Below are 11,718 nucleotides of genomic sequence, written 5' to 3' on the forward strand. Positions count from 1 at the left end.
TCAAGCGGGTGTGACATCCTTCCCGGCAGACATGAGGGGAAAACGGTACAATCAAATCAAACTTAGGCGCTGATCCACAATAATCGCTGGAATCAGCCTGAAATGGGGAACCGGAATGGAGTCTGCCCAAAAAAAGCCTGGTGCTGTAATCATGTTATACGTGCTTCTGGCATTTCTGAGTTTGGGGGCCATAGGCGGCGGGCTGTCCCTGCTGGCTGATCCCAGCGGAGAATTAATGGGAATGCCGGCCTCGGGAATGGTCAGATCGCCGTTTGGCAGCTTTCTGATCCCGGGCCTCTTGCTGCTGGTTGTATTCGGCCTGTTCCCGCTTGCTGTAATGTACGGCCTGCATAAGCAGCCGCCGTGGAAGCGGGCATACGCGCTGACCCCATTCAAGGAGCTTCATGCCTCATGGAGCTTCTCACTCTATATCGGCTTCGGGCAGGTGATCTGGATTATGGTTCAGACTTATTTGTGGAATATGGTCAACATCACCCATGTGATCTATATGTCTCTGGGGCTCCTGATCCAGATCCTTACACTGCTGCCTGGGGTACAGCGATATTTTGTGCTGGACGGCCGTGGCGAAAGACGTTAGAATGGCAGTGAACATTAAAGGGCTTTCATTAAGCGGCGGGGGTGAACCGGAAATGACCACAATATACGATATTGCCAAAAGGACCGGTTACTCACCAACCACAGTGTCCAAGGCGTTCAATAACTATTCTGATGTGCGGGAGAAGACGCGCCAGGAGATTCTGCGCACCGCCCAGGAGATGGGTTATCTGCCCAACGCCCATGCACGTACACTGACGACCAAGAAGTCGTGGACCATCGGTGTGCTGTTTGTGGAGAATACGGGGGCGGGCATCCGGCATCCTTTTTTCAGCGCGGTGATTGAGAGCTTCAAGCAGGTTGCCGTAGCGGAGGGCTACGCCCTGATGTTCATCTCGAAGGATGTCGGCGGCAAGAGAAGCGGCTATCTGGAGAACTGCCGGATTCGCGGCGTGGATGGCGTGGTGGTGTTCCTCTCGGATTATGAAGACCCGTATTTCCGGGAGCTGCTGGAGAGTGATATCCCTACGGTTGTCCTTGATTTCGAGACGGCGCTGTCCCATACGGTCTGCTCGGATAACATGAATGGTGCGCGGCAGGCTGTTGAATATCTGGCTCAGCTTGGACACCGCAGAATCGCCCATATCTCGGGTGGCGGCAACACCTATCCGGGGGAGCAGCGGGAGCTCGGGTACAGAACGGCCATGAAGCAACTGGGCTTTGAGGTGCCGGAGGAATATGTTACCGTGGGTGCGTATTACTCTCTGGAGAGCGGTTACGGTGCCATGAAGCAGCTAATGGAGCTGCCGCAGCGGCCAACCGCTGTGTTTGCCTCAGGGGACCTGCTGGCGCTCGGCGCGGTGATGGCTGCCAAGGATCTGGGGCTGAAGGTGCCGGAGGATGTATCTGTGATGGGTTATGATGACATTGAGCTTGCCGGCTATGTTACCCCTGCGCTGACCACGGTCCGCCAGGATACCGGGCTGCTCGGCACCCGTGCGGCGGAGCTGCTGCTGGCCTCCATGAACGGAAACGGTACGCGGGCAAGCCGGGAGCAGGAAGCCGTAGTGCTGCCTGTGGAGATTGTTGTTAGGGATTCCTGTGCACCTCCGGGTCCATCCTGAGAAGTGTGTCCGCGTGCGGGAGTGCCTTTTTTTTCAGTCGAATCGAAACCGGTTTCGATTTCTTTCGTTTTTGATTTTGCTGGCCAAATCATAAAGGAGTGATCGACATGACAACTGTTCAAACCGTAGTCACCGCCAAAGATACGGCGGATCGCCTGAGTCCCAAGAAAGGTATCCGCTTCAAGACCGGTGTCCCGGCGGCAGCGGCCCATCTCAAGCTGCACCCGGAGCAGGAGTATCAGCGGATTATCGGCTTCGGCGGCGCGTTCACGGAGGCAGCGGCTTATACCCTGTCGCGGATGAGCCCGCAGAAGCGGGCGGAGGTGATCCGGCGGTATTTTCACCCGGTAGACGGGCTGAATTACACCATGGGGCGTGTGCATATCCATAGCTGCGACTTCGCGCTCGGCAATTACACCTATGTGGAAGAGGGGGATACGGAGCTGAAGACCTTCGATATCTCGCGTGACCGCAAATGGGTGCTGCCGCTGATTAAGGATGCGATGGAGCAGCGCGGCGGAACATTCACGATGCTGGCTTCCCCGTGGAGCCCGCCCGCCTGGATGAAGACGAACGGGGAGATGAATAACGGCGGCTCGCTGAAGCCCGAATATGCGTCCGTCTGGGCACGGTATTACACCCGGTTCATCGAGGCCTACCGCAAGGAAGGCGTTCCGGTCTGGGCAGTGTCGGTGCAGAATGAGCCGGCGGCGGTCCAGGTGTGGGACTCCTGTGTGTACAGTGCCGAGGAAGAGCGGGATTTCGTCAAAAACCATCTCGGCCCCGCCCTCCGCGATGCTGGAATGGACGATGTGAATATCGTCATCTGGGATCATAACCGCGACATTATGGTGGAGCGGGTGACCCCGGTCCTGTCTGACCCGGAAGCTGCCCAATATGTGTGGGGAACGGGCATTCACTGGTACAGCGGTGAGGAGTTCGGCAAGGTGGAGCAGGTGCATGAGCTGTTCCCGGATAAGCATATTCTGTTCACCGAAGGCTGCCAGGAGGGCGGCGTGCGTCTGGGCGAATGGTTCACAGGGGAGCGCTACGGGCGGAATATGATCGGCGATCTGAACGCCTGGACGGAGGGGTATCTGGACTGGAATCTGGTGCTGGATGAGACCGGTGGACCGAACCATGTGGGAAATCTCTGCGACGCTCCGGTGATTGCCGATACGAACACCGATGAGGTGCACTACAACAGCTCGTACTACTACATCGGGCATTTCAGCAAATTCATCGCCCCGGGCGCAGTACGTATTGGCCTGGAGTCGGAAGCGGCAGAGGTGCTGTCGGCGGCGTTCCGTAACCCGGACGGCAGCCTGGCGGTGGTGCTGATGAACGAAGGCGATGAAGAGCGTTCGCTCACGCTAGAGCTGGAGGGCGAGACCGCTGAATGTGTGCTGCCGGCGCATTCGATTGCCACACATGTGATTACGCTGGGTTAGGGCAGGGTTGGGGGCGGCGAGGTAGACGTTTTATTTTTTTTCGCCGCCCCGTCTCTGTCCGCCGATTGTATTTTGTACAGTAGAAAACTCATTTATTGGTTGCGAAATTGGATCGATTGCACTTTGTACAGCAGAATTTGGCGGAAGGGGCGTCTTAAGGCAGTACACCGGAAATCTGCGGTATGAAATACAACAGAATGCTGTTTCCATCCGGGAAAAGCCGATTCTATTGCACGAACTGCAATCACCCGGAGGGTTAACAGGTATACAGACTTATTGGCCTCAACGGACGTAACCGAATAACGGACTAGCGAGCTTGGGGCCGCTTCGTTTGGCAGAACATCGCCTTTGCCGCTCAGTATGGATACCATAATTCCACACCTGTTCCCTATTGGGCATTGGGCGGTTTACTACAGTAATATTTACTAGGAGGATTAAGCATGAGCAATTATTATTTCGATTCAGGTGCTTTTGTTATTGAGCAGTTTCATGAAGGCAAGCCGTTCGCCAGCTTCCTGCCCGGCCTGGCCGGACTGAAGGGGGTCCCGATGTGGACGTTCTATGTGAACCGCGGACAGGGGATCAGCAGCTTTGGGGTGCGCGACAAAAACTCGCCGATTATGGAATTCTCCCCGGCCAATATCTCCTACAAGAATGTCACCTCCACCGGCTTCCGCACCTTCATTAAGCTGAAGGGTTCAGCGGAAATCTACGAGCCGTTCCAATCGTCACACCCGGACCCGGCCGCCAAGCGGAAGATGACGATTCTGCCGAACGGGCTGACCATCGAGGAGTCCCATGCCGGGCATGGGCTGCAAATCAAGGTCCACTACTTCAATCTGCCGGGCGATGATTATGCGGCGCTGATCCGCCAGGTGGAGATCCGGAACATTGGCGGTGCTGCGCTGGAGCTTGAGCTGCTGGACGGCCTGCCTGAGGTGCTTCCGTTCGGTGTAGCGAACGGCGGTTATAAGGAGATGGGCAACCTGCTGCGCAGCTGGATGGATGTGTTCAACCTGGAGAACGGCATCCCGTTCTACAAGCTGCGCTCCGGCACGAATGACGATGCTGAAATCGGCACGATTGAGAGCGGGCATTTCTATCTCTCCTCCACTGCCGAAGGAGAGCTGCTCCGTCCGCTGGTGGACTACGAAGTGATCTTCGGCAGCAATACGTCGCTGTCCTACCCGGACCGCTTCGCGGCGCTCCCGCTGGCCGAGCTGCTGGCACAGGCGCAGTATCCGGCCAACAAGGTGCCGTGCGGGTTCAGCGGCGCTGCCCGGACGCTCGCTCCGGGAGCTTCGCTTAAGCTGAACACGATCATCGGGCATGTGAACGATATCGCCCGGATCAACCGGCGGGCGGAGGAGTTGAGCCGTGAGGCGTATTTTGAAGTCAAAGCGCAGGAGGCTGCCGCACTGACCGAGGAATTAACAGCGGATATTGCCACCCGCACCTCCTCGCCGATCTTCGATGCTTATTGCCGCCAGTCCTATCTCGACAACTTCCTGCGCGGGGGATATCCGTTTATTTTTGACAACGGGGAAGAGGGCTTCGTCGTGCATCTGTACTCCCGCAAGCATGGCGATATGGAACGGGATTACAACTTCTTCTCGCTGGCACCCGAATATTATTCGCAGGGCAACGGGAACTTCCGCGATATGAACCAGAACCGGCGGAGCGATGTATTCTTCCATCCGAAGGTGGGCAGCTTCAACATCAAGATGTTCTACAGCCTGATTCAGGCAGACGGCTATAATCCGCTCAGTGTGCAGGGCACAACCTTTGAGATTCTGCCGGATGCGGCGGATCAGCTCAAGGGCTGGCTGGCCGGAGCGCTTGCGGAGCAGGATGCCGGACTGGCACGGCTGCTGGCCGGGCGCTTCACCCCGGGCAGTCTGATTAACTACATTGCCGATCATCAGCTTACGCTTAAGGTCAGCGAGCAGGAATTCCTCAGCGGGGTGCTTGCCCTGTCGCAGCAGAACATCGAGGCCGCCTTCGGCGAAGGCTTCTGGTCCGACCACTGGACGTACAACCTCGATCTGGTGGAAGGCTACCTGGACATCTACCCGGAGCGCCGGGCGGAGCTGCTGTTCGGAGATGAGACCTATGCGTTCTATGACAGTCCGGCGTATGTGCTGCCGCGCAGCGAGAAATATGTGATCAGCGGCGGCAAGGTGCGGCAATTCGGGGCACTGCTGGAGGATGAGGAGAAGCTGCACAAGCTGAAGCGCAAGGCTGCGGATACCCACTGGCTGCGGACGGAGGGCGGACACGGGGAGATCTACCGGACCAGCCTGTTCGTCAAAATGCTGTCGCTCGCCCTGAACAAATTCGCCACCCTTGACCCTTACGGCATGGGCGTGGAGATGGAGGCCAACAAGCCGGGCTGGAATGATGCGATGAACGGGCTGCCGGGCCTGATGGGCTCCGGCATGAGCGAGACGCTGGAGCTGAAGCGGATGCTGGTGTTCATGCTTGAAGCACTGGAGAACGGAGCGGAGCTGCCTTCTGCTGTGGTGCTTCCGGTGGAGATCGCGGAGCTGCTGACAGCGGTCGGCGATGCGGTAACGGAAGTGCTGGACGGCTCGCTGGACCAGTTCCCTTATTGGGACCGCGTAGCTTCGGCGCGTGAGGCGTACCGGGCATCCGTTCGCTTCGGGATCACGGGAGAGACCTGCGAAGTTTCCCTTGAGGTGATTCGCGGAATGGTGGAGCAGTGGCTGCGCAAGACGGATCAGGGGATTGCGCGTGCGGTGGAGATGGGCGGCGGACTGGTTCCGACCTATTTCCGGTTCGAGGCTGTCCGCTTCCAGCCGGTGACAGATGAAACGGGTCAGCCGGTTATCAGCGGCTATGGGTTGCCGAAGGCCGTGGTGGAGGAATTCGAGGGCTCCCCGCTGCCGTATTTCCTGGAAGGGCCGACCCGCTGGCTCAAAACCCTGGACAACGAAGAGACCGCCAGGGAAATCTACAACACAGTGAAGCAGAGCGGGCTGTTCGATCCGGTCACGCAGATGTACCGGACCTCGGTATCCCTCGAAGCAGAGGGGCATGAGATCGGCCGTATCCGGGCCTTCACCGCCGGATGGCAGGAGCGGGAATCCAACTTCCTGCATATGTCCTACAAATATTTGCTGGAGCTGCTGAAGGCGGGGCTGTATGAAGAATTCTACAGCGAGCTGAAGACCTCGCTGATTCCGTTCCTTGATCCTGAGGTATACGGACGCAGCACGCTGGAGAATTCCTCGTTCATCTCCACTGGCGGCAACCCTGATCCGGCGACACATGGCCGGGGCTTCGTGGCCCGGCTTAGCGGATCTACGGCGGAGTTCCTGAGCATGTGGAGAACGATGATGGCCGGCAGCCACTTGTTCGCGATGGAAGACGGGGAGCTGACTGCGGCGCTTCATCCGGCGCTGCCCGGCTGGCTGTTCGATGCCCAGGGAGAGGTCTCGTTCACGCTGCTGGGCGGAACGCAGGTGACGTATGTGAATCCGCGTCATGCCGATACGTTCGGCGAAGGCAAGGCGGCGATTCAGCAGCTGAAGCTGAGCTATCGCAGCGGCGAAGAGCGCACAGTATCCGGCGGACGGCTGCGCGGTGCCGATGCCGAGGCTCTGCGGCGCGGGGAGATCGCCGCGATCCAGGCGGTTATGAACTAAATAGATAGCGGATGAGAGGAGGTCCTTGCGGGGGCCTCCTTGCTGTTTGTCTGGAACGTATGCGAAAAACCGAACACAATCGGCTCGCAGGAAGGCTCGTGGCCAAATGTATGCGAAAAACCGAACACATTAGGATCGCGGGAAGGCTTGTGGCTAAATGTATGCGAAAAACCGAACACAATCGGCTCGCGGGAAGGCTCGTGGCTAAATGTATGCGAAAAACCGAACACATTAGGTAGCTGCGGGGAGTATAGGCTGGCACAGACTCCAACATAGGCGCAAATTCACCAGGCCCAAAGTTAGTTTATAATAATTGGATATACATCTGTTAACACGAGAGGAGCATCATCAATAATGAGCGATTTGAAAATGGGACTGATTGAGAAATACTCGATGATTATTCCAGCCGCGCAGCGGGAGGCGTGGGAGGCCAAAGGCTGGACGGAAGAGAGTACGTTCAGGGACTTCCACTATGAAGCTGAGGAGGGCGAGGCGATGATGACCGCCAGACCTCAGACCGTGAGCGAGATAGACACGGACTCGCTGCTGGGCAGCCGGGCTATGGGCTTCTCTACCCACCTGGGCACCTATGGCATGGGCGGGCCCGGTTTTTTCGGCTTGCTGCTGGAGAAGGAAGGCGTTAGACAGTATCTGGTGTATGCCGTCTGGGCATCGGGCCAATATATCCTTCTGGACGGCAGAGTGATTGAATGCCATTTGAATTACAACCAGAGCCACCGGCCGTGGCTATCGAGCTGGGCAGGCGAGCCTGAGGAAGAGCAGTGGGATGAGCTGACCGGGATCGTAACCGGAGGTCTGGTGACCGCTGTCCGTCTGACAGATGAGGAGCTGCAGCTTGAGCTGACTCAGGGGGACGTGCCGCACCGGCTGGTATTCCACCAATACCATCCCGATCTGCCGCCGATGGGAAACGGCCAGCCGCGCAAGCCCGCCTTTGAGGACGGTGTGATCGGCGACTATATCGTATTGTCGGAGGAGAATGCGGTTCTGCATGTGTAACAGGTGTAAACGTTTCGGCTTGGGGAGCTCTGAAGAACTGTCCAAGCCGAAATATGAGCCCCCTAATACGAAATTTGAAACCTTTTAGCGCATGAACAAAAGGCATACAATACATACATAGAGATGAAAACGCTTCAAACCATAAACGATAGGTATTTTGGAGGTCCACACGATGGAGAACAAACGTAACACCAAGCCCGGTCCGGTGATGGGGCAGCTCGTTCCCGCTGCAATCGAAACCGGTTCAGGCCGCAAGCATTCGCTCTGGCGGAAGTTCTTAGCCCAGCGCCATCTGCAGACGATGGCCTTGCTCGGCGTAGCCTGGATGATTATTTTCAACTACATTCCGATTTACGGCTTGATTATTTCCTTCAAGGAATATAACATCGTCAAGTCGATTGCTGAAGCTCCATGGGTGGGGCTGGATCATTTCAGGGAACTGCTGGACGACGACGATCTGCCGAACGTTATCTACAATACGCTGGGAATCAGTCTGATCAAGCTGCTGGTCGGATTCCCGCTGCCGATTATATTCGCGCTGTTTCTGAATGAGGTCCGTTCTCTCCGTTACAAGAAGGCGATTCAGACGATCTCTTATCTGCCGCATTTTCTCTCCTGGGTGGTGCTTGGCGGAATTCTCGCCACCTGGCTCGCCGATGTGGGGATTATCAATAATATCCTGATGGCACTGCATATCATTGACCAGCCGATTACCTATTTGGCGGAGCCGAAATACTTCTGGACCATTATTATCTCCTCTGACATCTGGAAGGAGCTGGGATGGTCAGCCATTATCTATCTGGCGGCGATCGCCGGTGTCTCTCCTGAGATGTATGAGGCGGCGACGATTGACGGAGCCGGGCGGTTCCAGAAAATGTGGTATGTTACGCTGCCGGCCATCCGGGCCACCATCAGCATTCTGTTCATTCTGGCGGTCAGCGGCGTACTCAGCTCCAACTTCGACCAGATTCTGGTGCTGCGCAATTCACTGAATGACAGCGCTTCTAACGTCATTGACTATTACATTTATCAGACAGGTATCGTCTCCAACCGCTTCTCCTATTCTGCGGCGGTCACCCTGGTTAAGGCAGTTATCGCGCTGATCCTGCTGCTGATTGCGAACCAGGTATCCAAAAAAATCAACGACACGTCGCTGTTCTAGGACAAGGAGGAACAATCTATGTTTGCGCTCAATCGCAGAACCAAAAGCGAAGTCTTATTCGATAGCATTAACAACCTGGTGATGCTCTGCATCTGCTTCCTGACGCTCTACCCGATCTGGTATGTGCTGATCAACGCCTTCAATGACGGCAATGATGCCATGCTGGGCGGAATCTACTGGTGGCCGCGGATGTTCACCCTGAAGAACTTTGAGGCGGTCTTCGCAAGCCCCGGCATTATGCTGGCGATGGCCATTACCGTAGCCAAGACAGTAGTCGGTGTGGCCGTGCATGTATTCTTCACAGCAATGGTCGCGTATGCTCTATCCCGCAAGGATCTGGTGGGCGGCAAAATCTACATTCTGATCGGTACGGTCACCCTGTTCTTCAACGGCGGGCTGATCCCGACCTTCCTGCTGAACCGCGACCTGCATCTGCTCGATAACTTCCTGGTGTATATCATCCCGGTGATGTTCAGCTTCTTCGACCTCATTATCTTCATGACCTTCTTCCGGGAAATTCCGGATGGCCTGGATGAGGCGGCGCGGATTGACGGGGCCAACGACTGGTCGATTCTGCTGCGGATTGTGCTTCCGGTCTCCATGCCGGTTATTGCCACCATCGCGCTGTTCCACGGGGTTTATCAGTGGAATGATTATTTTACCGGGATTATCTACATCAACAACGTGGATCTGCAGCCGATTCAGACCTATCTGTTCCGGGTCGTGGCCCAGTCCAGCTCCAATACGATGATGACTGCGGTCCAGGGCAGCGCGGCCACAAGAACGGTCACCTCACAGTCGATTAAGCTGGCCACCATGGTCGTGACCACACTGCCGATCGTGTTCGTCTATCCGTTCCTGCAGCGTTATTTCGTCAAAGGCATGATGATTGGCTCGATCAAGGGCTAAGCATCGGCAAGCCACAGGTAACTCCTCCAACGCCCGGGTGTCTTAAGGGCTACGGGGTTGAGCTTATAAATATTATGATCTAGAAAAGGGGTAAACAAATGGGCATGAAACATAAGCCGAAGAAAACGGTCCTGATGCTCTTGGGACTCATGATGGCCTTCTCTGTTACGGGCTGTGGCAGCAAGGATAACGCCGCGGGCGGAAACACGGGGAACAATAAGCCGGCGAACACGGAGGCTACGGCGGCACCTGCAACAGACGCTGCAACACCGGCGCCTGCGGCTTCAGCCGATGAACCGGGCTGGAAGAGCGATACATCACCGATTACGTTTGACTGGTATCTGAACTTTGCCTGGTTCCCGAACAAATGGGGTGTAGACCCGACCTCCCAATATGTGACCAAGAAGACTGGCGTTAATCTGAACTTCATCGTACCTGCAGGCAATGAGAACGAGAAGCTGAACACGCTGATTGCATCCGGCAAGCTGCCGGACTTCATTACCCTGGGATACTGGGAAGATGCGATCAAAAAAATGATTGAAGGCGATCTGGTCCTGCCGCTGAACAAGCTGGCCGATGAATATGACCCGTACTTCTACAAGGTATCGGATAAGGATAAGCTGGGCTGGTACACTCAGCCGGACGGCAATGTGTACGGTTATCCGAACTCTTCATCCTCCCCGGCTGACTATAAGCAATATGGCGATACCTATGTATCCAACCAGACCTTTGCGGTCCGCAAGGATATCTATGAAGCGATCGGCAGCCCGGATATGCGCACACCTGAAGGCTTCCTCGCTGCGCTGAAGGCTGCGAAGGAGAAGTTCCCTGAGGTGAACGGCCAGCCGCTGATTCCGCTCGGTCTGCATGAGTTTACCGAGAACGGCAACGACTCGCTAGAAGGCTACATTCAGAACTTCCTGAACATCCCTTGGGAGAAGGACGGCAAGGTGTATGACCGTGAGACGGATCCTGAGTATGTCCGCTGGATGAAGACCCTCCGCCAGGCGAACCAGGATGGACTCCTGGCTAAGGATATCTTCATTGACAAGCGTGCACAGATGGAAGAGAAGATCGTACAGGGACGTTACTTCGCCATGCTGTATCAGCGTACAGACTTCGCTTCGCAGCTCGGTACGATTTTCCAGAAGAATCCTGAGCAGGTGTACATTGCCGTAGACGGCCCGGCCAACAGCAAGATGGACCCGCCGGCTCTGAACGGTCCCGGAATCTCCGGCTGGACAGTGACCCTGATCTCCAAGAACGTGAAGGATAAAGCGCGTGCCATCAAGTTCCTCAGCTACCTGAACAGTGAAGAAGGCCAAAAGGATCTTTTCCTGGGTGAAAAAGGGGTCAGCTATGATACAATTGACGGCAAGGACCAATTCCTGCCTGAAGCGCTGGAGCTGATGAACTCCGACCGCGGAGCGTTCGATAAGAAGTACGGTTCTTCATTCACCTTCTGGATGATGCAGAACACCAACATTACCGACCAATGGAAGCCGGAATCGGTTGAGCCTTACAAGCAACTGGAAGACTGGACAAAGGGCAAGTCGATCAACACCTCCGAATTCCAGCTGATCGATCCGACAGGCAACTCGCCGGAAGGCATTATCGCTACCAAGCTGAAACAGCTGCGCGGCAAAACGCTGCCGAAGCTGCTGATGGCCGAGTCTGATGCTGAATTCGACAAGATCTGGTCTGATTATCTGGAGAAGAAAGAAAAAGACGGCCAGGCTACCTTCGATGCCTACCGCCAGACCAAATATGAAGAGAACAAGAAGAAGCTTGGAATGTAAGCTTAATGAATATGGCCCAATTGCCCGCGA

At 55.9% G+C, this 11,718-nt stretch carries 8 protein-coding genes; all 8 read left to right on the forward strand.

Annotated elements, in window-relative coordinates:
- Window positions 1-151 precede the first annotated feature (151 nt).
- The 8 genes from MHI24_RS18630 (at window position 152) to MHI24_RS18665 (ending at window position 11,688) form a co-directional block, all read left to right on the forward strand.
- On the forward strand, window positions 152-598 hold the full coding sequence (locus MHI24_RS18630; RefSeq protein ID WP_340021020.1) for a hypothetical protein: 447 nt from the start codon (window positions 152-154) through the stop codon (window positions 596-598).
- Between the two features lie 52 nt (window positions 599-650).
- Window positions 651-1,679, forward strand: coding sequence for a LacI family DNA-binding transcriptional regulator (locus tag MHI24_RS18635; RefSeq protein WP_340021021.1), 1,029 nt, complete (start codon window positions 651-653; stop codon window positions 1,677-1,679).
- A 107-nt stretch (window positions 1,680-1,786) separates the two neighbouring features.
- A complete protein-coding gene (locus tag MHI24_RS18640) occupies window positions 1,787-3,130 on the forward strand; it encodes a glycoside hydrolase family 30 protein (RefSeq protein WP_340021022.1) in 1,344 nt (447 codons plus the stop codon).
- A 440-nt stretch (window positions 3,131-3,570) separates the two neighbouring features.
- Window positions 3,571-6,798 (forward strand): cellobiose phosphorylase, encoded by a 3,228-nt coding sequence (locus MHI24_RS18645; protein ID WP_340021023.1) that lies wholly within the window; start codon window positions 3,571-3,573, stop codon window positions 6,796-6,798.
- Between the two features lie 354 nt (window positions 6,799-7,152).
- Entirely contained in the window at window positions 7,153-7,818 is a 666-nt protein-coding gene (locus MHI24_RS18650) for a hypothetical protein (RefSeq protein ID WP_340021024.1), read from the forward strand.
- Window positions 7,819-7,990: 172 nt separating this feature from the next.
- Window positions 7,991-8,980, forward strand: coding sequence for an ABC transporter permease subunit (locus MHI24_RS18655; protein ID WP_340021025.1), 990 nt, complete (start codon window positions 7,991-7,993; stop codon window positions 8,978-8,980).
- A gap of 18 nt (window positions 8,981-8,998) precedes the next feature.
- Complete coding sequence (locus tag MHI24_RS18660; protein WP_340021026.1) at window positions 8,999-9,889, forward strand: carbohydrate ABC transporter permease; 891 nt, start codon at window positions 8,999-9,001, stop codon at window positions 9,887-9,889.
- Window positions 9,890-9,987: 98 nt separating this feature from the next.
- On the forward strand, window positions 9,988-11,688 hold the full coding sequence (locus MHI24_RS18665; RefSeq protein WP_340021027.1) for an extracellular solute-binding protein: 1,701 nt from the start codon (window positions 9,988-9,990) through the stop codon (window positions 11,686-11,688).
- Window positions 11,689-11,718 lie beyond the last annotated feature (30 nt).

The sequence above is a fragment of the Paenibacillus sp. FSL K6-1096 genome, from assembly GCF_037977055.1.
Taxonomy (GTDB): domain Bacteria; phylum Bacillota; class Bacilli; order Paenibacillales; family Paenibacillaceae; genus Paenibacillus_AQ.

Excerpts from the sequence above, each read along its gene's own strand:
- MHI24_RS18660 (WP_340021026.1), top strand. The coding sequence starts at position 8,999 with ATGTTTGCGCTCAATCGCAGAACCAAAAGCGAAGTCTTATTCGATAGC.
- MHI24_RS18645 (WP_340021023.1), top strand. The coding sequence starts at position 3,571 with ATGAGCAATTATTATTTCGATTCAGGTGCTTTTGTTATTGAGCAGTTT.
- MHI24_RS18635 (WP_340021021.1), top strand. The coding sequence starts at position 651 with ATGACCACAATATACGATATTGCCAAAAGGACCGGTTACTCACCAACC.
- MHI24_RS18655 (WP_340021025.1), top strand. The coding sequence starts at position 7,991 with ATGGAGAACAAACGTAACACCAAGCCCGGTCCGGTGATGGGGCAGCTC.
- MHI24_RS18630 (WP_340021020.1), top strand. The coding sequence starts at position 152 with ATGTTATACGTGCTTCTGGCATTTCTGAGTTTGGGGGCCATAGGCGGC.
- MHI24_RS18640 (WP_340021022.1), top strand. The coding sequence starts at position 1,787 with ATGACAACTGTTCAAACCGTAGTCACCGCCAAAGATACGGCGGATCGC.
- MHI24_RS18665 (WP_340021027.1), top strand. The coding sequence starts at position 9,988 with ATGGGCATGAAACATAAGCCGAAGAAAACGGTCCTGATGCTCTTGGGA.
- MHI24_RS18650 (WP_340021024.1), top strand. The coding sequence starts at position 7,153 with ATGAGCGATTTGAAAATGGGACTGATTGAGAAATACTCGATGATTATT.